Annotated in this window: 22 protein-coding genes; 15 read left to right on the top strand and 7 right to left on the bottom strand. The window is 57.1% G+C overall.

Annotated features, from left to right (window positions below; translation table 11 throughout):
* The first annotated feature begins 137 nt into the window (after positions 1-137).
* The 4 genes from LPB19_RS16605 (at position 138) to LPB19_RS16590 (ending at position 3,228) form a co-directional block, all read left to right on the top strand.
* Positions 138-674, top strand: coding sequence for a GNAT family N-acetyltransferase (locus LPB19_RS16605; RefSeq protein ID WP_206643986.1), 537 nt, complete (start codon positions 138-140; stop codon positions 672-674).
* Between the two features lie 62 nt (positions 675-736).
* The gene (locus LPB19_RS16600) at positions 737-1,855 is read left to right on the top strand and encodes a histone deacetylase family protein (RefSeq protein ID WP_206643985.1); all 1,119 of its coding nucleotides are present in this window, start codon (positions 737-739) and stop codon (positions 1,853-1,855) included.
* Positions 1,856-2,477: 622 nt separating this feature from the next.
* Positions 2,478-2,837: a hypothetical protein gene (locus LPB19_RS16595; protein ID WP_206643984.1), complete on the top strand. Its 360-nt coding sequence runs from the start codon at positions 2,478-2,480 to the stop codon at positions 2,835-2,837.
* Complete coding sequence (locus LPB19_RS16590) at positions 2,815-3,228, top strand: hypothetical protein (RefSeq protein ID WP_206643983.1); 414 nt, start codon at positions 2,815-2,817, stop codon at positions 3,226-3,228. Before LPB19_RS16595 ends, LPB19_RS16590 begins: the two co-directional genes overlap by 23 nt.
* 133 nt (positions 3,229-3,361) lie before the next feature.
* On the opposite strand, the gene LPB19_RS16585 is transcribed toward LPB19_RS16590, so the two are convergent.
* The gene (locus LPB19_RS16585) at positions 3,362-4,138 is read right to left on the bottom strand and encodes a hypothetical protein (protein WP_206643982.1); all 777 of its coding nucleotides are present in this window, start codon (positions 4,136-4,138) and stop codon (positions 3,362-3,364) included.
* Between the two features lie 457 nt (positions 4,139-4,595).
* On the opposite strand from LPB19_RS16585, the gene LPB19_RS16580 reads away from it, so the two are divergent.
* Complete coding sequence (locus tag LPB19_RS16580) at positions 4,596-5,294, top strand: crotonase/enoyl-CoA hydratase family protein (protein WP_206643981.1); 699 nt, start codon at positions 4,596-4,598, stop codon at positions 5,292-5,294.
* On the opposite strand, the gene LPB19_RS16575 is transcribed toward LPB19_RS16580, so the two are convergent.
* Positions 5,291-7,489 carry a LemA family protein gene (locus LPB19_RS16575; protein WP_206643980.1) on the bottom strand — a complete coding sequence of 733 codons (2,199 nt, stop codon included), beginning with the start codon at positions 7,487-7,489 and terminating at the stop codon, positions 5,291-5,293. The two genes, LPB19_RS16580 and LPB19_RS16575, sit on opposite strands and share 4 nt — an antisense overlap.
* Before the next feature lie 230 nt (positions 7,490-7,719).
* Between LPB19_RS16575 and LPB19_RS16570 the strand changes: the two genes are divergently transcribed.
* Positions 7,720-8,787 carry a threonine aldolase family protein gene (locus LPB19_RS16570; RefSeq protein WP_228289286.1) on the top strand — a complete coding sequence of 356 codons (1,068 nt, stop codon included), beginning with the start codon at positions 7,720-7,722 and terminating at the stop codon, positions 8,785-8,787.
* Here the strand turns inward: LPB19_RS16570 and LPB19_RS16565 are convergent.
* Positions 8,681-9,772 (bottom strand): helix-turn-helix domain-containing protein, encoded by a 1,092-nt coding sequence (locus tag LPB19_RS16565; protein ID WP_206643978.1) that lies wholly within the window; start codon positions 9,770-9,772, stop codon positions 8,681-8,683. The two genes, LPB19_RS16570 and LPB19_RS16565, sit on opposite strands and share 107 nt — an antisense overlap.
* Positions 9,773-9,908: 136 nt before the next feature.
* Between LPB19_RS16565 and LPB19_RS16560 the strand changes: the two genes are divergently transcribed.
* Both LPB19_RS16560 and LPB19_RS16555 read left to right on the top strand, forming a co-directional pair.
* Positions 9,909-11,051, top strand: coding sequence for an alkane 1-monooxygenase (locus tag LPB19_RS16560; protein WP_228289150.1), 1,143 nt, complete (start codon positions 9,909-9,911; stop codon positions 11,049-11,051).
* A gap of 122 nt (positions 11,052-11,173) precedes the next feature.
* Positions 11,174-11,908 carry a dienelactone hydrolase family protein gene (locus LPB19_RS16555; protein WP_206643977.1) on the top strand — a complete coding sequence of 245 codons (735 nt, stop codon included), beginning with the start codon at positions 11,174-11,176 and terminating at the stop codon, positions 11,906-11,908.
* A gap of 43 nt (positions 11,909-11,951) precedes the next feature.
* Here LPB19_RS16555 and LPB19_RS16550 read toward each other — a convergent pair whose 3' ends face one another.
* Positions 11,952-12,620: a carbonic anhydrase gene (locus LPB19_RS16550; protein ID WP_206643976.1), complete on the bottom strand. Its 669-nt coding sequence runs from the start codon at positions 12,618-12,620 to the stop codon at positions 11,952-11,954.
* A gap of 156 nt (positions 12,621-12,776) precedes the next feature.
* The gene (locus tag LPB19_RS16545; RefSeq protein ID WP_206643975.1) at positions 12,777-13,556 is read right to left on the bottom strand and encodes a crotonase/enoyl-CoA hydratase family protein; all 780 of its coding nucleotides are present in this window, start codon (positions 13,554-13,556) and stop codon (positions 12,777-12,779) included.
* A 292-nt stretch (positions 13,557-13,848) separates the two neighbouring features.
* On the opposite strand from LPB19_RS16545, the gene efpL reads away from it, so the two are divergent.
* The 5 genes from efpL to LPB19_RS16520 all read left to right on the top strand — a co-directional run bounded on the left by efpL (position 13,849) and on the right by LPB19_RS16520 (position 17,599).
* Positions 13,849-14,415: an elongation factor P-like protein EfpL gene (efpL, locus tag LPB19_RS16540; RefSeq protein WP_206643974.1), complete on the top strand. Its 567-nt coding sequence runs from the start codon at positions 13,849-13,851 to the stop codon at positions 14,413-14,415.
* A gap of 19 nt (positions 14,416-14,434) precedes the next feature.
* Positions 14,435-14,800 (top strand): thiol-disulfide oxidoreductase DCC family protein, encoded by a 366-nt coding sequence (locus tag LPB19_RS16535; protein ID WP_206643973.1) that lies wholly within the window; start codon positions 14,435-14,437, stop codon positions 14,798-14,800.
* 520 nt (positions 14,801-15,320) lie between these two features.
* Positions 15,321-15,959, top strand: a complete 639-nt coding sequence (locus LPB19_RS16530) for an Npun_F0296 family exosortase-dependent surface protein (protein ID WP_206643972.1) — start codon at positions 15,321-15,323, stop codon at positions 15,957-15,959.
* Between the two features lie 293 nt (positions 15,960-16,252).
* A complete protein-coding gene (locus tag LPB19_RS16525; protein ID WP_206643971.1) occupies positions 16,253-16,810 on the top strand; it encodes a DUF1326 domain-containing protein in 558 nt (185 codons plus the stop codon).
* 9 nt (positions 16,811-16,819) lie between these two features.
* Positions 16,820-17,599, top strand: coding sequence for a DUF2182 domain-containing protein (locus LPB19_RS16520; protein WP_206643970.1), 780 nt, complete (start codon positions 16,820-16,822; stop codon positions 17,597-17,599).
* Positions 17,600-17,657: 58 nt separating this feature from the next.
* Here the strand turns inward: LPB19_RS16520 and LPB19_RS16515 are convergent, their stop codons facing one another.
* Positions 17,658-18,083 carry a DUF6524 family protein gene (locus tag LPB19_RS16515; RefSeq protein WP_206643969.1) on the bottom strand — a complete coding sequence of 142 codons (426 nt, stop codon included), beginning with the start codon at positions 18,081-18,083 and terminating at the stop codon, positions 17,658-17,660.
* Between the two features lie 170 nt (positions 18,084-18,253).
* Here LPB19_RS16515 and LPB19_RS16510 point away from each other — a divergent pair, with 170 nt between their 5' ends.
* Complete coding sequence (locus LPB19_RS16510) at positions 18,254-18,745, top strand: acyl-CoA thioesterase (RefSeq protein WP_206643968.1); 492 nt, start codon at positions 18,254-18,256, stop codon at positions 18,743-18,745.
* Positions 18,746-18,758: 13 nt separating this feature from the next.
* On the opposite strand, the gene LPB19_RS16505 is transcribed toward LPB19_RS16510, so the two are convergent.
* Entirely contained in the window at positions 18,759-19,211 is a 453-nt protein-coding gene (locus LPB19_RS16505) for a winged helix-turn-helix transcriptional regulator (RefSeq protein ID WP_206643967.1), read from the bottom strand.
* Between the two features lie 363 nt (positions 19,212-19,574).
* On the opposite strand from LPB19_RS16505, the gene putA reads away from it, so the two are divergent.
* Positions 19,575-23,204: a bifunctional proline dehydrogenase/L-glutamate gamma-semialdehyde dehydrogenase PutA gene (gene putA, locus LPB19_RS16500; protein WP_206643966.1), complete on the top strand. Its 3,630-nt coding sequence runs from the start codon at positions 19,575-19,577 to the stop codon at positions 23,202-23,204.
* The last annotated feature ends 45 nt before the right edge of the window (positions 23,205-23,249 follow it).

Below are 23,249 nucleotides of genomic sequence, written 5' to 3'. Positions count from 1 at the left end.
GTTCTCACATTGATGATGACGCCGCCTGTTTTGAACGGTTACGGATCACACCTCCGATCTGGCACACTGATGCCGAAGGGGCAGGGAACGTCCATATTATCCACTGGCTGTCCCAATCGGCGTGTTCGAGGGCATTTATGGCAGAGAAGAAAGCGAAACAGCCAAACTTTCTGATCCGGGAAGCAATCGATACCGATCTTCCTGTGCTTGTGGAGTTTCTTGCCAAACTCGCGCTTCATGTCGCGGGTTCTGCGCCAAAGACGCTCAAGGAGGGTGAGTATCAGCGCCTGCTGGAGGTGTTGCACTCTGCACTGGGCGACGAGAACAAGCATTTGCTGGTGGCGGAGCAACCCGGGCGTGGCCTTATCGGCATGGGGTATGTCTATGTTTGGCGAAGTCAGGGCATCTGGGAACAAGTCGAGCCCGTTGAATATCGATCGGCCGTTATTGATGACGTATGGGTGGAGCCCGAGTTTCGCAGTCTGGGTGTTTTCAGGGCCTTGCTAAAGCATCTGGTGGCATTTGCGGAAAGTCACCATGCGCACGAGCTGGTCCTCGAATACGCGGCAACCAACAAGCAAGCCAAGGCGGTTTGGACCAGGATGGGTTTTGAAACCATCGGAGTTCGTGCCTCGGCGTTTACGTCAACGGTAAAGGCGGCCTTGGCTGAGTAACATCAAGTGCTATCAGCTCTTAAAGCGAGGGCATTCCGGTTTTTCGAAAAAGGACGAGTTTCATGATTGGCGATCGCAGCGTTCATGTTTTTTATGACGACATCATGTTGGAACACAACCCCGAAGTAGAGCTTCCGTTCTTGGCCAGTCGTGTGGAAAAACGCGTCAGGAGCATTCTCCAGGGGCTGAACTTTAAATGGAGTTACCCCGAACACCCTGGGCGGCTTTCAGAAATCAAGGCGCACCTGGACAAAAACCCCATCCCCGGGGTTCAGATTTGTGGCGGTGCCAAACCGGCAAGCTACGAACAGCTCGCCCGGGTTCATACAACGTCTTATCTGGACCACCTCACTTCGCTGGCGGGCAAGCGCGCCTGGCTTGACAAAGATACAACGGCCGTCTCGCCCGCAAGCATCGATGCCGCGTTCGCCGCTGCTGGCAACGCAATTGCTGCCGTGGAGAGCGTTGTCAAAGGCGATGCTCAAAGCGCGTTTGCGCTTGTGCGACCTCCGGGCCACCATGCGGAACCAGTCCGCGCGCGCGGATTCTGCCTGCTCAATAACGTCGCCGTAGCCGCCGCGCACGCGCAGGCCAAATTGGATTGCCAGCGAGTGCTGATCGTCGACTGGGATGCCCACCACGGCAATGGCACGCAGGATATCTTCTGGGCAGATCCGGATGTGTTGTTCTTCGATACCCACTGCGCCGCGCCGTTTTATCCGGGCTCCGGACATCTCGAGCAAGTGGGCGATGGTCTTGGCGAGGGCTACACGATCAACGTGCCGCTGCCAGAGTCCGCTGGCGACATTGCCTTTGAAAAGGTGTTCCGAGAAATTCTTGTGCCTGCGGCTGACTACTTCAAACCCGATATCGTGCTTGTTTCAGCAGGCTTCGATCCCCACCGCAACGACATGGCCCTGAACCTGTCCTTCGACGGTTTTAAAGCAATCACCCGCATCGTGCAGGACATTGCCGACAAGCATTGCCAGGGGCGATTAGCACTGGTTCTGGAGGGCGGCTATAACCTCACCTCGCTCTCCCATGGGGTACACGCCGTGTTGGAAGTTCTCGCTGGCGGCGATGTTCCCGAACTGTTTGAAACTGGCGTCAAAGAAGCTCAAGCCGCCAAAGAATTCCATCAATCTGCGTTCTGCGATGAGGATGACGCCGGTTCGGATTAGGGCTCTTGGCCTGCGAGTGTTTCTGGTTGGCTTTTACCGGGGCCTCAGTGGTTCAGAGTATTTTGGTGATTTGGGTCATGCTGGCTTTTTTCGGGGGCACCTGGTTGTGATCAACGATTCCAAATAGTGATCACAATGCTCCAACTGTTCCCAAATGTATGTCGGTGACAGGCCTCTTAAGGATCAACTGACCGACGGCTTGTACTTGAGTATAACGAGTGGCTGTGTTGTCAAAATCGTTTCGGTGAACTCCACTGATCGGCGGCACTCCCACAACCTGAATGTCCGCTTTGCGACCGTCGAGACCTCCCAGGTTTTCTTAAAGCTAAGCCGGTAGCATTGGGAACAGCTATTAGATTCCATCAAGAACTCTCTTACTCGCGTAAATCTCTGCAAAATATTCGAATTTCGTGTATGAATTCCGCTTCTTTGCATGGGGATTGTGCAGTCTAACGAGAGGCGAGTTGCTCGAAGACGCGAAGGTCGTGGGGACCAAAAGGTCAGATTTTTAAAAGATCAGATACTTCTGCTTAATTGCTGTTTTGCGAAATAGAAACCAGATCACTGGGTAAAAGTTTTCGATGTGTTAAGGTTCGGAATCACAAACATAATGGAGATTTTCATGTTTAGAGTTTTAGTGCCGTTTCTAATCATCTTTGTTAGTGGGTGTGCGAATAATAATTATGATCCATACGCTGATAATCCTGTGTTTAAAGTTCATCCCGACAAAATTGTTGTCACTGAGCACGATATAGACAATAAAAGGTATAGGATTCTTGATGATATTAAAGCAAAAGCGAGAAAGACCACATTATTTCATGATGACCCGACACAGGAAGACGTAAACAAGCTCTTAAAACAAAAAGCCTCTATGCTTGGCGCTGACGCGATTATCTTCGTTAGATACGGCTCGGTGGGTATTGGAGCATTGAGTTGGGGAGAGTTAGAAGGACAGGGCCGTGCAGTCAAATTTGTTGAGTAGAGCACCCCTGTTTCTTGTGTTGGCTTTGAGTGCCTGTGTGACTCCGCCCCCAGATCTCCCGAGAGATATTAGCTCTATCGATGCTACTGATAAGCTGTCGGAAAAAGAGTTTAATAAGCCGGATCTAGAGAAAAGCTGTTCTCAACTAAGCGAGGAGATCAACGAAATAGCACAGGCCAGAGAGGAACTCTATTCTAACGTGAGCGAGAAAAGAGCTGGTGATCAGGCAGCGGGTTTCATTGGCGTGTTAATTTTCCCTCCTGCGTTGCTTTTTGTGGATCAAAGAGAGGGCTTAAGTACTCAGCTTAATGAAATCCATAAAAGGCTCGATACCATTAACCAATTAGTGAAATTCAAAGGGTGTTCTGGCACCAGAGGTATAAAGGCGTAAAATGGCGCAAGCGGATATTGGGCTGGTGAATTTTGCGACCAGAATCAGGTTGTGAGTGGCTCGTGAGTTAGCCAAATGCTGCAAGGCCTGTTGGGCTTGCTCTCGGCGCAAAAGGCACCGAGAGCCATGTGTTTCAGAAATTGTAGCGGGCGCCCAAATTGTATTGGCTGCCATCATCATAGAAGGTTCCACCAACCTGAAGTCCCAAACCTGTCGTCAGAAAATAGATGCCTTCAAGTGTGAGCTCGCTGGACGAATTTCCTACCGTGTAGTGATCTGCACGCAAACCTGCCTGGAGCGTATCGGTGATGTTTCGTCGGTATCCGATGGATAAGATCGCTCCGGAATCATCACCACTGCCAGATGCAGTTCCCGACTCGAAATAGCCGGGTAGATTGGGAACTCGATTGCCATTCGAATCTCGGAAAATATTGGTGTTCTCAAGTTCGATTTCGACCTTTGTATGTGCATAGCCGCCTGCTAAATATGCACTGCTCATGTCATCCTGGAAGAAGATGTAGCCCGCGGATATCGTCACCAAAGAGCCCGTTAGGTCAAGTTCAATATTATCCTCGTTTGATGTGGCGCCAGGAGGTATAGCGTCCGGCGAGATATTGCCTAACGGAGTTTCAATAATGTGGTTGGTTTCTCCGTTGATTTGTTGGAATCGGACTTGCCCGAACCAGTTGTTTCCGAAATCAAAGCTGGCCGCCAACTGAAGGCCGTCAAATGTCACATCTTTTTCAGGAATCGAAACGTAAGTCTCGATATTGAGTGGTACATCCTTGAGTTCGGATCTCAAATAATCAACCGATACAAAACTGTAGGAAGGGGGCGCAGCGTGTGTGTTGGTCGAGAGAAGACTCAATCCTATAAATGTGAGTGCAAAACTGTTTTTGGCAGACTTCATTTGGGCTCCTTGCCGATTGTCCATTTGGGGCAACGTGGTGTGTGCAGAAGGCACAAGACCCTGCTTTCGAGATACGTCCCCATGACGACAAATATCGATTTGTCGTACTGTCTTATACCAAAATTTGGAATGTGGGCTGCTGCCCTAATTCGCACGATTATTGTTTTTGGGAGGTGCCTCAAAAAAATAGTGCGGGATGTTGATTGTTCAGCGCCGATAGCGTGAGAGCAACTCGCAGGAATCGAGGTCTTGTGATTGCGCTCAACGCCCTGTGTTTGGGGCTGGTGGGGCGTTACTGCACACTCGGGATGCCCGCTTTGCGACCCCTGCCGCCAATTCATGGTGCCACTTTCCGGCCACACGATGGCGGCACGACCATATCAGCTATGGCCTCCAGTCCCGGAAGCTGGCACAGTTCATCCGGTTTGAATCAACAGCGGATGAGGAGAAAAAACCGGTGACCGAGCTTGTAAGCTATGAACTGAACGATGGTGTCGCGACTGTCACGATTGCAAACGGCAAGGCCAACGCCCTGAGCCATGAGGTCTTTGAGGCTCTGAATGCCGCCCTGGATCGTGCTGAACAGGACAAGGCCGTGGTGATTCTGACCGGGCAGATGGGTATTTTTTCCGGTGGCTACGACCTGAAAGAAATGCAGAAAGGACCGGAAGCCGCCACTGCACTGGTGACCGTCGGGTCTACCTTCACGCGTCGTCTGGCCGGGTTCCCGTTGCCGGTGATCGCCGCGTGTAACGGGCATGCCATCGCCAAAGGCGCGTTTGTTCTTTTGTCTGTGGATTACCGCATCGGCACCGAAGGACCGTTCAAGCTGGGTTTGAACGAAGTGGCGATCGGAATGACGATGCACCATGCAGGGCTGGAGATCGCGCGCCATCGCCTGGCACCAGCCCATTTCTATCGTTCGGTGGTGAATGCGGAAATCTACAGCCCCGAGGGGGCCATTGCAGCCGGATTCCTGGATGAAATCGTGCCGTCCTCCGAGTTAATGGCGCGTGCCAACGAGCAGGCCCAGCAATTGCGCCAGCTGAACATGCGGGCCCACAAAGAAACCAAGCGTAAAGCCAAAGCGGATTACCTGGCGTTGCTGGACCGGTGTATCGAGATGGATGCACAGAACCTTGGTCTGTCAGGTTAAGAGGTTTTCCCCAGCGGCGTAACCGGCTGAAATCCGAACAACCGGGCAAGTATAAGGTCTGGAAAAGACTGTATCCGGGTGTTGTAGATAGTGGCGCTGTCGGTTTGACTGTTTCTTAGCAGGGCCAGGTAGTTTTCCGTTTCTGCCATGATCGCCATGAAACGACTCACGACAGCGTGGCTCTTCAGGTCCGGATAGTCTTCTATCCGGGCTTGAAGCGCGGCGGTCACGCGCCTTTCCCTGTCCAGGCGATCGCCCGTTTGCCGGGCTCCTTCCAGTCCAGATGGCTTAGCTGCCCTGAGGGCGGCTATGGTTTCCAGCAGCTGTTTCTCATGTTGTAAAAAAGCGTTCACTGCGGTTTCCAGGTTCGGCCACAGGTCGTATCGCTGTTGCAAAATGGTATCGATGTTGGCCTCAGCACGATCGACGCGTTTTTTCAGGAACACCATGTCGTTGTAATGCAGGATCGCCAGATACAGGCACAGCGTGACAGGCACCACCAGTGCTGAGGCAAGCAGGTTTCCCGGGCTGAAGCTGCCATCGGCAGCAAGCACGGACGTCGCGGAAAACAACGCCAGCGCCAGCGCAGCGGCGGTGATGAGGAAGCCCCGAGCACCACTGCTTTCGACAATTCGGGCTTCGGTTTTTGCGCTCAGCAGGAACGGGTTGTCGGCATCGTCCTGCAGCACCAGCTGATCGGGCTGTTGTTGGTTCAGGCCGGCGAAGCCAAGACAGAAAAGACGGGTGCCCGGCGGGAGCAGTTGCACGGTATAGCGCCGGTCGCCCCGGGTTTCCGAATACCGTTTGGGAAAGTCGAAATCCGCGCCTTCCGGCTGAATCCGGGCGCGGCCGTGGCTGTCTTCCAGCCAGAACGGAACCTGATCGACGTCGCGCTCGACAATGCGCCAGTTGTTCTCCTTGTCAGTACCCCGTTTTTCTTCCACCCGATAGTTATAGGCCACGCAGGGTTCATGGCGCAGCGGGTCGCTGAGGGTACCGGCATGTTCATCGGCACGGACAGTTCCGTTCAGTTCCGCCAGGCCATAACTGAGCCCCGTTGCGCTGCTGGTGGGCACGGCTTCGATCAGGCGCTTGAACTTGACCTGTCGAATTGCAGCAACCAGCAGTAATGCGGCGGCTGCCGCGGCCGCAGCCGCCAGTATCCAGCTCACCCAGGTGTGTTCATAGCGGGTTTGGGGCTTGGCGGCTACCAGTTGTTGCACCAGGGCTTTGGCCTGGGCGTCGAGGTCAGGTACCGGCAAGGGGGTTGCCACGGTGCGCCGGTACAGCCAGGTGTCGAGCCAACCATGTGTGCTGCGGTGAATCAGTTGCTGGAACGCCGCGACGTCTGCCAGCACAAGTGCGTTTTCCGGTTGCGCCAGCAGGCCCTGGTGACGGGTGTCATACAGGGTAGCGACCGACGCCCACTCTTGGCTGAGTTTCGTCGCGCCCATGACACAGAGCGTGCCGGCGACGGCAAAGAGCATCGCCACCACGAACACCCAGAACCGGTGCACCCGGGCAAAGGTCAGCAGCAGGGCTACGCCCAGTGCCAGCAGGCCGGTGCCGGCAGAGATCCGAATGGCAACGTCCAGGAGCCGGTCACCACCGGCTACGCTGAGGCCGCGTGTCGAGACCAGCGCGGGCAGGCTAAACACTTCAAGGCCCGAAAACACCAGCTGATCTTCCTGGCTGTCGTAGCGTCCGAGGGTGTTGACTGTGTCTCCGGGCGACAGCGCCCACTCGGAATAGATCCGGTCGCCTTCCTGACGCTGGTAGGAACGTTCAATCCGCCACTGGAGGTCCTCCGCCGAGCCGGGGGCTATGCGCAGGGCGCCTGTCGAATCGGTCAGAAGAAACTCGCCACCGGCCGTGCCTGAGTCCAGCGTGCGGGTGTGGCGGTCGCCGTCGGAATCCCGGTACTCCTCTTCCAGCGTATAGCGGTAATAGACAGCGGCGGTGCCGGAGTAGGGGGTGCGCACGGTGGTGTTGTTTGCTGCCACCTGACCGCGCAGGGCGTAGGGGCCCTGGGTCACGGCACCCAGAGGCGTGTAGGGCAGGCGCTCCATCTGGCGTGCTTCGGCCAGCTGATTGAGGCTGTTTTCAAGGAGCAGGTAAGCGCCAATGATGGCCACCATACCCACTATGGCGGCGAAAATGCGTCCGGTGCTTCTGGCCTTGCCAGTCTCTGTCATGGTCACTGCATCCTGCAGGTATGGCCTGTGGTAGTGTCGAGTATAAGGCATCCGGGCATTCCGCTGTTGCGACGGAGTCATTGTCTTTGGGCCATACTGGCAACGGAACGGTTTACCCACCGTGCCTCGTTCAGCCCGGCGGAGCACACTAATGTATAGGCACCCGTTCATTGACGGGTGAATCTGAAATCAGCAGAATTTCAACCTTTTTTATACCGTTGAGGAGGCGCATCGTGTCCCAGTTCGAGCAATTCGCCAGTGATAATTACAGCGGGGTATGTCCGCAGGCGTGGAAAGCAATGGAAGCTGCAAACGCGATGCCTGAGCCTGCTTACGGTGAAGATAGCTGGACGCTGCGCGCCGCCGATTCGCTGAGGGCGCTGTTTGATGCCGACTGCGAAGTCTACTTCGTGTTCAACGGTACCGCGGCGAACTCCCTGGCGCTGGCCTCTATCGGGCAGTCGTTTCACAGCGTGATCTGTCACGAGCTGGCGCATATCGAAACCGACGAATGCGGCGGCCCGGAATACGCCTCCAATGGCTCCAAACTGCTTCTCGGTGAGGGTGCCGACGGCAAGCTGACGCCCGACAGCATCGAACACCTGGTCACCAAGCGCACCGATATTCACTACCCCAAACCCAAGGCGCTGAGCCTGACCCAGGCTACGGAAGTGGGCACGGTTTACACTCCGGAAGAGCTGAAGGCGATTAAATCGGTGGCGGATACCCACCGACTGAACATCCATATGGATGGCGCCCGTTTTGCCAACGCCGTTGCCGCGCTGGACGTTCATCCCTCTGAAATTACCTGGAAAGCCGGGGTGGATGTCTTGTGTTTCTCTGGCACCAAGAACGGTTTGGCCATGGGTGAAGCGGTGGTCTTTTTCAACCGCGCGCTGGCGGAAGACTTTGAGTGGCGCTGCAAGCAGGCCGGCCAGCTTGCCTCCAAGATGCGGTACATCTCGGCGCCCTGGTGCGGTTTGCTGGAAAACGATGTCTGGCTGGAAAATGCCCGCCATGCCAATGCCTGCGCCGAGCGGCTGGCCAGCGGCCTGGCCGGCATACCCGGTGTGTCGCTGCGATACCCGCGGCAGGCCAACGGGCTCTTCGTGACCATGCCGGATTCTGTCCAGGAAGCGCTGCGCGCCAGGGGCTGGCGCTTTTACAACTTTATTGGCGGTGCCGCCCGGCTTATGTGTTCCTGGGCGACGACTCACGAGCGCGTTGACCAGTTCCTGGCCGACGTTCGGGAGCTGATGGCTCAGTGCCCGGCTGACCAGATTTTGCGTACTGCGTAGGTGTCAGACCCGTGGCCTGTCGAAAGGCGCGGGTAAAGTTGGCGGAATCCTGATAGCCGAGCCGGTAAGCCGTTTCGGTGACGCTCAGCTGGTCATGGGTCAGGTAATGCCTGGCCCGATCCATCTTCTCTCGCAAGAGTAGCTCCCGAAAACTGGTCCCATCTTTCAGTAGCCGTCGGTGCAGGGTTCGAGAGGACATGCCCAGATCAGCTGCGATGGCGTCCTGATTGAGCAGCCGCTGTCCGCAGTGCTGTAATCGTTCCATCACTTTGCCTGCCAGCCCCTGATGCCTTGCCAGCTGTTCAAGTTCCGCATTGCACTGCGCCAGCGCCCGGCTGTGCGCGGCCTGGTCTGCCAGGGCGAAGGGAATCTCAAGTTTTTCCCGTGGCAGCGAGAGGCGGTGCTCGGGTTGGTTGAAGGCAATGTTGTCGATGGCTGCGCCGAGCCGCTCACTCAATGCCGGGTCCTCAGCGAATGCCAGGCTTGCCCGCAGGTCCAGATTCCCCACCAGAAAGCTGCCCATGACATCGAAGCTGGCAAGCAGGGTATGAACCACGAAGCGTTCCGTTCTCTCGGAAATCCCGGGTGCGGGTGTAATCCTCAGGTCGGATCGTTCGCCCCGGTGTTCGAGGCCAAGCCAAGCCAGTGAGGTAATCAGAGGGAAGAACCTGATTGCCACCTCAATCGCCTGGCCTGCGTTGCCGGCGGTCAGGCCCGCGTAGCCGGCGGCGCCATGGGCGCTCACATTCAGGTGATGGCCCAGCCTTACCCCGGGCAGCGGTTCGTCGGCCAGGTTTTCAACGTTGGCGAGGAACTGGTCGAGTGTCTGGTGATCGATCCAGCCATCGGGGGTCAGCAGTTCATCCTGCCGAAGCCCGGTGCCAGCCAGAAGTGCCTCGGTTGTGAGCTGATCCGTTGTCAGTTGCTGGCAAAGGATGTGGATGTATCGGGCCGCCGTGGCGATGTGAGGGGCGTTGCTGGTCATGAGGTGAATATTCTTGTTGGTTTTTCATGCAGTGTCTGAAAATGACAGATAACTGTCAATTGCTAACCTGCACGGTTCTGCAAACGGGCGCACAGTGAGGGCATCCATAGGTTCGGCTTAGGCAAGGGAGGCTGACATGCTCGAGCGAGTGCCACCGAAAGTAATGATTACCCTGAAAAAAGCGATGTTTCTGCTGGTGTTTTTTGTCGCCATGCTGCCCTACAACGCCTGGCAAAACATGCAGGAAAGCGGGCACTGGAATCTGTATGCCTGGTGGCCGCTGTTTGTCATCTTTGGAATCATCCCGGTTGTTGATCATCTGGTGGGTAAGGATTCGTCCAATCCGCAGGAAGATGAGGTCGAACAGCTGGCGGCCCAGCGATGGTATGCCTTGCTGACTCTGATGGCGGTACCGACTCAGTTGGCGGTGCTGTATTTCGGCGCCTGGGTGTTTGTGACGACAGACCAGTTCACGCTGGCGGGGCAGGTAGGCTGGATTCTGTCCTGCGGCATTATCAGCGCAATTTTGTCCATCAATGTCGGGCACGAGCTGATCCATCGGCGCAGCCGGCTGGAGAATTGGGCCGGAGGGCTTCTGTATGCCTCGGTGTGCTACGCCGGCTTCAAGGTGGAGCATGTCCGTGGCCACCACGTGACCGTCTCTACCCCCGAGGACGCGTCGTCCGCTCGATATGGCCAGAGCCTCTACCATTTCTTGCCCAGGGCCTACCTGCACAATGTGCGCAATGCCTGGAAGCTGGAAGGGAAGCGGCTGAAACGGCTGGGCTTGCCCACTTTTCACTGGCGCAACGAGCTGATCTGGTGGAACGCCGTGAGCGTTGCATTTGCGGTGGCTGCCCTGCTGCTGTTTGGATGGGCCGGGCTGGTGTTTTATCTGGGTGTGAGCTGGATGAGCTTCACTACGCTGGAAATCATCAATTACATTGAGCACTACGGGTTGCATCGCCGGAAACTGCCGAACGGTCGTTACGAGCGCACCACGCCGGCCCATTCGTGGAACAGCAATTACCTGATTACCAATCTGGGGCTGTTTCACCTGCAACGCCATTCTGATCACCATGCGTTTCCCAACCGCCGGTACCAGGTGCTTCGGCATTACGATGGTGCGCCGCAGCTGCCCACCGGTTATGCGGGGATGTATGTTCTGGCCCTGGTGCCGCCGCTGTGGTTCCGGGTAATGAACCCCCGTGTCAGAGCCTATTATGAAGGCGAGGAATGGCAGCTTTCGGCCCAGGAGTTCGAGCAGTCGGCGGCCTGATGGCGCCCGGGAACTGACCGGGCTGCCCATACTTTTGCTACGGTGAGCCACACACCCTCGATGGTGCGGTGTGTGACAATGGCCGGGCAAACGCAGGGTAGCCTGGACAGGAAACATTCATCATGGATCGACAAGTAGACATTCCCTTGCCTTCGGGGCACCGGATGCGGGCCCACTGGTATCGCCCGAAGGATGCGAACCCTCATCGGGCGGCGGTCATCGCCATTCACGATATCTTCGGATACACCGCCGATATCGAGCGTATTGGCCGCCGTTTGGCCGATAACGGTTACCCGGTGCTGGTACCGGATCTGTACGACCTGCCGGGTAGCAAGCCGCTGTGTGTGGTCAAGACGCTCAAGGCTCACGAGATGGGCAGCGGGGAGGCATTCGAGCAACTGGAGGCCTGCCGGCTGTGGTTGCTGAGCCAGCCTGAGGAGCCGGTGACCCAGGTTGGCGTGATGGGCTTCTGCATGGGCGGACGATTTGCCGTGCTGTACGCAGCCCGGGCGCCGGTGCAGGTGGTCGCGCCTTTCTACGGCTCAATTCCGGGCAATCATGCAGCCCTCTCAGGCATCTGTCCCGCCGTCGGTGGCTGGGGCAAAACGGACCTGATATACGGCAGCCACGGCGAGCGCCTGGCCAGTCATCTTGAGCGCCTCGGGGTCCCCCACGATATTAAAACCTACGACAACGTCGGGCATTCCTACATGAACGACCATCAGAGCTTCATGTTCAAAAAAGTCGCCGCAGCTTCACCCATGCGGGCAAGGTATGACGAGAATGCGTCCGAAGACAGCTGGCGCCGTGTACTTGGCTTCTTTGAAAAAGTGTTTTCCGGTCAGTTGGGAACCTGAGGTCGGATGGCGCGCCCGTTCCCGCAAGCGGGCGCATTGATGCTCAGTCTGTCTGTGAGATCCGTGCGATCTCATCCGCGTAGAAGTCATCAAAGTTGGTGAAATCCATGCTGTCCTGTCCGCAGCAGCGGATGTTGCCGGTTTTGATGTCATAGACCCAGCCGTGGATTTTCACTTTGTGAGAGGCCAGTTTCGCGGCAACCACGGGGTGGGTACGCAGGTGCTGGACTTGTTGCAGCACGTTTTCCTCGATGGCTTCGTTCAGATAACTGCTGTCCAGGCCGGATTCTGTCGGGATGTTATGACGCTCCCGGACGATTTCCATGGCCGACCGGCAGTGTCCAAGCCACTCTTTGACGTGGGGCAGGCCCTTGAGGGCCGGAATATCCAGTGCGCCCTTGATGGCACCGCAGTCGGTGTGGCCGCAGACAATGATATGGCGAACGTGCAGTACCGCGACGGCATATTCAATGGACGCCGTCATCCCGCCCGTTTGATTACTGTGGGGCGGGATAATATTGCCAGCGTTCCGGCAGATGAACAGGTCACCGGGGCTGGTGCCGGTGACCAGATTCGGGTCGATGCGGGAATCCGAGCAGGTAATGAACAGAACATCCGGGTTCTGGCCGCCAGCGAGCGCGCCGAACAGGTCTTTGCGCTCCGGATAGACATTCTGGCGAAAATCCAGCACGCCCCGAATAATAGGTTCCATGAATCACTCCTCGGAAATTAAGAGGGCACAGCTGAACATATCCTTCCGGAATTACGCCAGACGACAAACGTATTGCTCTGTTCTCGGCCGCCCGCTATCGGGGTTAGCCCCTTGAGCCCCTCATTAGGCGGGTAAAGGTAGCACAGACGGTCGCAATTAACGTCCTTTGAAGACCGCCTCACGGCGTTCCAGAAACGATTGTATGCCTTCCTTGACGTCTTCACTGGCCATCACCGGTTGCAGCGACGTGAACAGGTGCTGCTTGGCGGCGATTTCCCCTTGCTGAACCGCCAGTTTCGAGGAGGCGAGGCTGCCAGTGACGCCAAGGGGCGCTGCTTTGGCGATTTTCTCCGCAATGGCCAGGGCCGCTGTAAACTGATCGCCCGGCTCAACCAGTTCCTGAATCAATCCCCACTGGTAGGCCTGGTCTGCGCTCCACTCGTCACCAGTCAGCAGATAGCGCTGGGCGTTGCCCCAGCCAATTTCCCGTTGCAGGCGAATGGTGGCACCACCGCACGGGAAAATACCTCGCTTCACTTCCAGTTGGGCAAAGCGGGTGCCCCTGGCGGCCACGCGAATGTCGGTATTCAGCATCAGTTCAACGCCGCAGGTAAAGCAGATGCCCTGGGCGGCAAACACGACAGGCTTGGTCAGTGCCTCGCCAACAACGTTGAATGGGTCCAGTTCGCCCTCGTTTGGCTCGATGCCTTTACCGCTGGAAAACACGCCGGCCCAGTCATCCAGTTGCAGGCCGCTGGTGAAGTGGTCGCCTTCGGCATAGAGCAGTCCCACCCGAAGTTCCGAATCGAACTGAAGCTGATGGTAGGCGCGGGCAATTTCGTGGTACATCGCCCGGTTCATGGCGTTCATCTTGTCGGCCCGGTTAAGGCCGATCAGCAGGATGTGTCCCCGTTTTTCTATGGTGACCAGTGACATAGTGCCCTCTCGTTTCTGATGCCGCTGCAGCGCTTCCAGAGCTGGTCCTGCAGAGTTGGGTTCGTTCGGTGAAGTCATGCGAGCTGTATTAGTAACGCAGGCTCTCACAGACGGACGCAGGGTGTAATTGGCGAGTCCGACATATAATTGGTCAAAACGGACATATGCCGAATCAAAGAGGCGTTCCGGGCGCGGTTAGCACGTTGGTAAACTTCATGGTATACCAGCACATCGTGAACTGGCGGGCGCTCCAGGGGAGCCCGCTGTTGAATAAGTATTCGGAGTTTCAGTCATGCCAAAAGCAAGTGAGATCAAAAAGAATTCAGCGGTGGAGTTTGATGGGCGAGTGTATTTCGTGAAGGACATCGAGCGTTCGGTGCCTCAGGGGCGAGCGGGTGGAAGTCTTTACCGGATGCGGATGTATGACGTGGTCACCAACAACAAGATTGACCATACCTTTAAAGATTCCGACATGCTGAACCTGGCGGACCTGGTGCGCCGCCCGGTGACCTTCTCCTACACTGATGGCGAAGAGTACGTGTTCATGGATAGCGAGGACTTCTCCCAGTACAGCCTGAACAAGGAGGCGATCGAAGACGAGCTGTTGTTCATCAGTGAAGACACGGAGGGGGTGATGGCCATATTGCTCAGCGACTCACCGGTATCCCTGGCACTTCCGCCCACCGTTGAGCTGGAAATCACCGAGACGGACCCGTCGATCAAGGGCGGTTCTGCCACGGCCCGTACCAAGCCGGCGACGCTTTCCACTGGGCTGGTAGTGCAGGTTCCAGAACACATTTCCACGGGTGACCGTATCAAGGTGAACGTGGAAGAACGCAAATTCCTGAGCCGGGTCTGATCCGGCAATAGGCCGATACATGGGCAGGAACAACGAAAAGCTGGTGGTGTTTTACGATGGCGCCTGCCCTGCGTGTATCAAAGACCGGCGCTGGTATGAAAAGCTGGCCGGGAAGGGCGGAGGCGCGGTGGAGTGGCTGGATATTACCGGCCAGGACGCCGTCTTGCGTGCACAGGGCATTGATCCGGAGCGTGCGCTTCGGGAGTTGCACGTCAAGGATGCCGACGGCCACATCCATCGAGAAATGGATGCCTACATCCTGCTGATGTCCCGGGTGCCTCTGCTCAAGCCGCTGGCTTGGATCATAGGCTTGCCCGTTATCCGGCCGGCATTGGCGTGCTGGTATCACCAATGGGTTAGCCGACGGTTGGACGGGCAGGGGTGACGCACGCTGTCTGGCTGATAAGCAGCACCACTGTGTCGGTCTAGCTGCCCGTCCTTTTCTGCCTCATCGTTAGCCTACTTTCTGAGCCCTGCGATCTGCTCCTTGGTTTTCCTGCGCTCGTCCAGAATTTCCCTCAGTAGCGCCTTACCTTGGTTATCCATCCAGGCTTTCCAAAAGGCCGCCCTGGCTCATTAATGCTCGTTAGGCAGCAATTCACCCCCCTGACGACTAAATCCGGCTCACAGGACGAGTTCAAGGAGTTTGGGCGTACGGGGGGCGTTTAGCGTTCGGGATCACGGAATCGCTGCAGAGACCGCTCTTTTCGATACAGACGAGCCGATTTATGCGTCCATAAAATTTACACATGGTGAGTTTGTGCGGGTCGAAATTCCAATAGCTCTCTGTATTTATTGATAAAAACGGTTTGGTATCTTATTTGCTACTACTATTGCGGGCGTTCCCTGCCCGAGACCAAACCGCTTCGAGTGGACATGAAACAAGGAATATAAGGATATAGATCATGAATTTTAAACGAGCTTCGCTGGCATTGGGCATAGCCTTGTCCGTCAGCAGCGTCCAGGCAGGTGTCACGTATTCCGTAGAAGCTGCGAATCAGCTCACCTCAACCCAGGTGGGTGTGACCACCGTCGATTTTAACGATGGTACTACCGGCTCCTACACTAGCGTAGTGGGCGATTTTACGATCTACGATACTCCAAGTGGCACCGGACAATCCGCTCCGCCCTTTAGTATTACGGATAAATATATCAGTGTGCCCAATCCCGTAAGCAACGGCAGCGCCACGTTTACTCTGGACGGCAGCTACAACTACTTTGGTTTCTTCTGGGGCTCAGTGGATACCTACAATACCATCGAGTTCTTTGATGGCATGACGTCCGTTGCAAGCTTTGGCGGCGGTGACATCACGCCCGAGCTGATAGCCGACGGGAACCAGGGCAGCTGGAATTCCAACCGCTATGTGAATTTCTTTTTCGATGGTGGGCACACCTTTGACAGTTTTGTCATGACAAGCACCAGCTTTGCTTTCGAAACAGATAATCATTCTTATGGCAATGTTGCTGTTCCGGAGTCTGGCACCCTCGGATTGCTATCCCTGGGGTTGCTTGGTTTAGGTTTGGCGCGTCGGCGTAAAGCGTAACTGACCCGATCCTGAAAAAACCGCAGAAATTATTCTGCGGTTTTTTTTCCCTACCTCTTTTATCTACCACCAGCTCATTTCCCCAGCATCGCGCGCTGCTTGCCTTTAACGCCCCACGAACTATTCAGGGAGTTTTGGCGCGTTAATAATCTAATGGCCTGATCTGGCTGGTTTATCCTTTATGCAGAGGCTGCGTTACCAGAGGAGTAACGACGATGGATAAGGTAAATTGGCGTATTAAGGGGTTGGAGTTTGTGAACTGCAACTGCGACCTCGGTTGCCCATGTCAGTTCATGGGCAGACCCAGTCACGGTGATTGTGAGGCTTTTGCTGCGGTCAAGATTGAAGATGGGTTCTTTGAAGATACCCGCCTTGATGGCCTGGCGTTTGCGATGACATTGAAGTGGCCGGGCGCGATTCACGAGGGCAATGGCACGGCGCAGGCATTCGTCGACGAGCGGGCGACACCGGAGCAGCGGGAGGCGCTCATGGCGATTCTGTCCGGCGAAACATCCGAGCCGGGGGCGACCTTCTTTAACGTGTTCGCCAGCACGCTCACCAAGATGCACGATCCGGTATTCTGTCCGATCGACATGGAGTGTGACGTCGAGGGGCGGCACGCGACGATTCGGGTAGCTGATTTGATTGAGGCCAGTGGAACGCCGATCCTCAGCCCCGTCGATGGCTCGGAGCACCGGGCCCGGATTGACCTGCCGCAAGGCTTTGAATACGCGGTGGCGGAAGTGGCGACCGGCCGCACCAGTGCGCACGCCGACGTGCCCATGGAGCTGAGCGCCTCCCACAGCCATATGGCGCATCTGGATATCGGCCCGACCGGCGTCTATCACTGATCTGCGACCATGGCGATTGGGGATAACATCCGTTTGGTCGCGAAGGGCTCCCTGCGCGGAAGCCGCATAACCCTGGCGGGCCTGCTTGCAATCACAGTTCTGGCCTGGTTGTACCTGATTGGTATGGCGTCTGACATGGATGCCATGGCAACGGGTGGGATGGTGACATTTCATCACTGGACGGTGAGCTATTTCATTCTGATGCTGGTGATGTGGATCATCATGATGATCGCCATGATGATGCCCAGCGCCGCGCCAATGGTGCTCCTTTATCGGCAGGTGGCGCGCAGGAACCGTCTCCCGGCTGTGCTCGGTACGCTGGCCTTCATCGGCGGCTATTTGCTGGTCTGGAGCGCGTTCAGCCTTTTTGCCACCGCGCTGCAGTGGCTTCTGGAGGAACTGGCGTTGCTCAGCCCCATGATGCGTAGCCAGAGTGCTTTGTTCAGTGGGGCTCTGCTGATCGCCGCCGGCGTTTACCAGTTTTCCTCATTCAAGCAGGCTTGCCTGAAACGCTGCCGTGGCCCTCTGCTTTTCATTACACGTTACTGGCGACCGGGCGTTACTGGCGCGGCTGAGATGGGGGTCCGGCACGGCATCTTTTGTGTGGGTTGCTGTGGGGCATTGATGCTGCTTTTGTTTGTCGGTGGTGTGATGGACCTCACCGTCATCGCGGTGATTGCTGCTGTGGTGCTGCTGGAAAAGCTGATGCCGGGCGGTGACCGGTGGGCAAGGGCTATTGGTGGCCTCGCCATCGTGCTCGGTGGCGTGCTGATTGTTGCGGGTACCTAGTTTCCGAGAGGAAGCAGAGTCACCGGCAGAGCAGGGGGCTGCCGGTGACAATCGGGGGCTAACCCCGCCCGTCCTCAATGTGATCCACATCCACCTGGCCGGTCAGCCGGCGCCGGATGTGAGACCAGGACAGGCCGAAGGCCAGCAGCAGGGACAGAACCAGCAGAATGACCCAGGTCATCGCGCTTTCCCCTTCCAGGCTGAGCCAGCCGATATCCACCAGCAACCACACCAGGCAGCCCAGCAAGGCGGCGCCCAGGGATATGCCCAGCCAGCCCAGGGACAAAAAGGTGGCCCTCAGGAAAACAATCCAACCGATCAGTAACACAATGCCGACGATGGCGATGACCGGCCCCATGGTGGTTTCCGAGTCAAAGGCCCAGGAGATATAGGAATACTGCGTCGGGTTGTAGGTACCGAAAACCAGTGCAGCAGCAAAAATCCAGCGCCCTACGACATTGCCCAGGCTAGAGGATGCGGCCATAGAAAGTTCTCCGTGTCAGTGGCGCGTGTCCGGTAGCGATTGAGTGAGTGGTTCCGCAGAACGGCGTCGGAGCCTATATGAGCTTAGACCAGATTTTGTCCAGACAGCGCAATGGAGCGCTTTCTTGGGGTAGAGTACGGAGTTCAAACCTTTCAAACGGAGATGAATGCATGACAGATCGTCCCGCCAAGCCCGTGTCTGCATCGGCAGTGGACAAGCACGTCTACAAAGTGTTTCCCAATGACATGAATTCCCACAACACGGTGTTCGGGGGAATGATCATGGCCAAGTGCGATCGGCTGGCGTTGGTTGTTGCCGAGCGGCATTCGGCCCATGTCTGTGTGACCGCGGCCGTGGATTCCATTCACTTCAGGGCGCCCGCCAAGGGTAACGACACCCTGCTGTTCAATCTGTCGTTGAATCGCAGCTGGGGCTCGTCCATGGAAATCGGCGCCCGGGTGGAGGCTGAGAACAGTTACACCGGCGAAGTGCGCCATATTCTGTCAGCCTATTTCACTTTCGTCGCCCTGGATGAACACGGCAAACCGGTGGATGTCCCTCAGGTCATCCCGGAAACCCGGGAACAGACCCGTCGTTTTGATAACGCCGGCATTCGCCGGCAGGCTCGCCTGGAAACCCGTGGCAAGCTGACCTCCCGGTAGCCGCGGGGTAGTGCTAAAGCCCCGCATCCTTCACGTTTTCCATCACCACAAAGGTGCTGGTTTGCTGCACGTGGGGCAGGGCTGAAATCTGCTCGCCAAACACTTTCCGGTATTCCGCCATGTCCCTGGTGCGAACCTTCAGCAGGTAGTCAAAGTGACTGGCAATCATATGGCACTGCTCGACCGCCGAGATCTTGCGCACGGCCTCGTTGAAAGCGCTCAATGCCGTGCTGCTGGTGTCGCCAAGTGTGACCTGGGCAAAGGCAACGTGTGACTGGCCGAGCTTGCTCTGATTGACCAGTGCCGTGTAGCCGGTGATGTAGCCCTGCTCCTCCAGTCTCCGCATCCGAACCTGGCATGGCGTTTTCGACAGGCCCACCCGGGATGCCAGCTCGGTCACGGTTATCCGGGCGTTTTTCTGCAATTCGCGAATGATGGAGTGGTCAATTCGGTCCAGTTCGACCATGGCATGCGTTTCCAATGCAATGAATGACTTGGTGAGTCTGAAACTATAACCAAATGTCCTGTATTTCTACATAGCATGGTCAAATCGACTTTGAATTGCGCGCCGTATAGGCCGTATCCCCCTGAAAGTTCTTGCATTGGCCACTATCATGGGGTGTAACCTGAGTTGACTTGGTTGTCGAAAGGTCGGGCACGGGAGTGTCTGAAGGGAAAACGCCTAAAAAACTGAAGGACAAGAAAAATAATTAATGCACGGCGCTGGAAAACGACCTTTTGTCACGTTTTGGAGGCTCTAATAGGAAAATCGTCTTTGTTCATCCCGGTAGAATTGCCGGCAGACGAATAACAGAAAGAGGGTGAGACTATGAGACCGCAGCGATCAGAAATTCCTGCTCTTGAAGACAGCCGTCAGGCGGTTCGTGATTACTACCTTGCTGACGAGCACAAGGTCATCCATGAACTGATTGCTGGCGCGGAGTTATCTCAATCCGAGCGCGATGCCATCTCCAAGCGAGCGGCAACGCTGGTGCGCAGTGTTCGCAAGAACGCCAAGCCCACCATCATGGAAAAATTCCTCGCACAATACGGTCTCACCACCAAGGAAGGTGTTGCCCTGATGTGCCTGGCGGAGGCCCTGTTGCGGGTTCCCGACAGCACCACCATCAATGACCTGATCGAAGACAAGATCACCTCGGGTGCCTGGGGCAGCCACGTGGGCAAGGCGTCGTCCCAGCTGATCAATACCGCTACCGTTGCCTTGCTGATGACCAGCAATCTGCTCAAGGATACCGAGCGCAGCGGCATCGGCGACACCCTGCGCAAGCTGCTCAAACGCTTTGGCGAGCCGGTGATTCGTACCGTGGCCGCGCAGGCCATGAAGGAAATGGGGCGCCAGTTTGTCCTGGGCCGTGACATCGAAGAAGCGCAGGACGAAGCCAAGGAGTACATGGAGAAGGGCTACACCTACTCCTACGACATGCTCGGTGAGGCCGCCCGCACGGACGCCGATGCCCAGCGCTATTTCGATGCCTACTCAACGGCCATCGACAGCATTGCAAAATCCTGCAAAGACGACGTCCGCAAAAATGCGGGCATTTCCGTCAAGCTGTCTGCACTGCTGGCCCGCTACGAGTACGGCAACAAAGAACGTGTCATGAACGAGCTGGTGCCACGGGCGCGCAAACTGGTGCGCAAGGCCAAGGCCGCCAACATGGGCTTCAACATCGATGCCGAGGAGCAGGACCGTCTGGACCTGTCCATGGACATCATCGAAGAACTGTTGTCTGACCCTGAACTGGCCGGCTGGGATGGCTTTGGTGTTGTTGTTCAGGCCTACGGCAAGCGCGCCGCCTTCGTTCTGGACTGGCTCTACGGCCTGTCTGCAAAATACGACCGCCGCATCATGGTGCGCCTGGTGAAAGGTGCGTACTGGGATGCGGAAATCAAGCGGGCTCAGGTGATGGGTCTGGACGGATTCCCTGTGTTCACCCGCAAGGCCTGCAGCGACGTATCCTACCTGTCGTGTGCGACCAAGCTGTTGAACATGGTCGACAGGATTTACCCCCAGTTCGCCACTCACAACGCGCACTCCGTATCCGGCATCCTGGAACTGGCGCAGGCCAGGGGCGTGAAAAATTACGAGTTCCAGCGCCTGCATGGCATGGGCGAATCCCTGCACGACGAAGTGCTGGCGGTCAGTGGTGTACCGTGCCGCATCTATGCCCCGGTAGGGCCGCATAAGGACCTGCTGGCGTACCTGGTCCGTCGACTGCTGGAAAACGGGGCGAACAGCTCGTTCGTGAACCAGATCGTTGACACCAGCATCACGCCGGAAGAAATCGCCAAGGACCCCATCGATGTGGTGCAGGCCATGGGCGAGAACATCTCCAGCAAGGCGATCGTGCATCCGTTCAAATTGTTTGGCGACAAGCGCCGCAACTCCAAGGGCTGGGATATTACCGATCCGGTGACCGTGGAAGAGGTTGAAGCAGGCCGTGGTGCGTTCAAGGAGCACCGCTGGAAAGGCGGCCCGCTCATTGCCGGCGACATTGCCGGTGGCGAGGTTCAGGTGGTCCGCAACCCGGCTATTCCCGAGGATCTGGTCGGCCACATGACTCAGGCTTCGGACGCGGATGTGGATACCGCGGTCGCCGCCGCGCAGGAAGGCTTCAAGAGCTGGTCTGCGATGTCCGCCGAGGAGCGTGCTGCCTGCGTTCGCAGGGTGGGCGATCTGTATGAAGAGCACGCGCACGAACTGTTCGCTCTGACCACTCGCGAAGCGGGCAAGTCCCTGCTGGATGCCGTGGCTGAAATTCGTGAGGCGGTGGATTTCGCTCAGTTCTACGCCGAAGAGTGCATCCGCTACAAGGACGATGGTGAGGCGCGTGGTGTTATCTGTTGTATTTCACCGTGGAACTTCCCGTTGGCCATCTTCACGGGCCAGATCATGGCGAACCTGGCGGTTGGCAACACGGTGCTGGCCAAGCCGGCTGAGCAGACCGCTCTGATCGCCCACCGGGCGGTTGAGCTGATGTACGAAGCGGGTATCCCGAAAGACGCTGTGCAGCTGGTGCCGGGCACCGGTGCAACCGTCGGTGCGGCACTGACTTCGGATTCCCGCGTGACCGGTGTGTGTTTCACCGGATCTACCGCGACTGCCCAGCGCATCAACAAGGTCATGTCTGAAAACATGGCACCGGATGCCCCGCTGGTGGCAGAAACCGGCGGCCTGAATGCCATGATCGTCGATTCCACCGCGCTGCCGGAACAGGTGGTGCGTGACGTGCTTGCGTCCTCCTTCCAGAGCGCCGGCCAGCGTTGTTCGGCCCTGCGCATGCTCTATGTGCAGAAGGACATTGCCGACCATCTGCTGGAAATGCTCTACGGTGCCATGGAGGAGCTGGGCATTGGCGACCCGTGGCTGCTGTCCACCGATGTCGGGCCGGTTATTGATGAAACCGCCCGCAAGAAGATCGTCGATCACTGCAAGAAGTTTGAGGACCAGGGCAAGCTGCTGAAGAAGTTGCCGGTGCCTAAGAACGGCCTGTTTGTATCGCCGGCCGTGCTGAAGGTGTCCGGCATTGAAGAGCTGGAAGAGGAAATCTTCGGCCCGGTTCTGCACGTGGCCACCTTCGAAGCCAAGAACCTGGACAAGGTTGTCGATAGCATCAACGCCAAGGGCTACGGCCTGACGTTTGGCATGCACAGCCGGGTGGACCGCCGGGTAGAGCATGTTGCCAAGCGCATCAAGGTCGGCAACACCTACATCAACCGCAACCAGATCGGTGCCATTGTGGGTTCCCAGCCGTTCGGCGGTGAGGGGTTGTCCGGGACCGGCCCGAAAGCGGGCGGCCCGCAGTACGTCCGTCGCTTTATGAAGGGCGAGACGGTTGAGGTTAAGGCCGACAGCGGAGCCAAGACCATCGGTGCCAGTAAGCTGCAGAAGCTGATTGACCAGGTGGCCGGCATGAAGGCGCCCAAACCCGAGGCGCGCGAAGCACTGATCAAGCCGATCTTTGGCGCCGCACCAGCACCGCTGGACGCGCACAAGGAAGAGCTGCCGGGGCCAACGGGCGAACTCAATCGCCTGTCCAACCACGCGCGTGGTGTGGTTCTGTGCCTGGGCCCGGATCGGGCAACTGCGCTTGAGCAAGCGGGCACGGCCCTGTCGCAGGGTAACCAGGTGGTTATCGTTGCACCGGGTGTGGAAGGTGCCGTGAAGGACGCCGCCAAGGCCGGCTTGCCGGTTGCTGGCGCCGATGGGCTGCTGGCGGCGGATGCGCTGACTCAGGCCAATGGCTATGAGGCGGCCGTGAGCTGTGCCGAACCCTCGCTGCTGCGAGAGTATCGACTGGCCCTGGCCAAGCGCGATGGCGCGCTGCTGCCGTTGATCACCGAGCACAAGCTGGATCAGCGTTTCGTGATTGAGCGCCACTTGTGTGTGGACACCACCGCAGCCGGTGGTAACGCCAGCCTGATTGCTGCTGCCGAATAAGCGCAGTTAGCGAACGAAAAAACGCCCGTTGGCCATGCCTTCGGG

Origin of the sequence: Marinobacter salinisoli (genome assembly GCF_017301335.1) — a bacterium.
Lineage (GTDB): Bacteria > Pseudomonadota > Gammaproteobacteria > Pseudomonadales > Oleiphilaceae > Marinobacter > Marinobacter salinisoli.
Note: the sequence above shows the minus strand (reverse complement) of the source record. Positions and strands in the feature narration are given on the sequence as shown.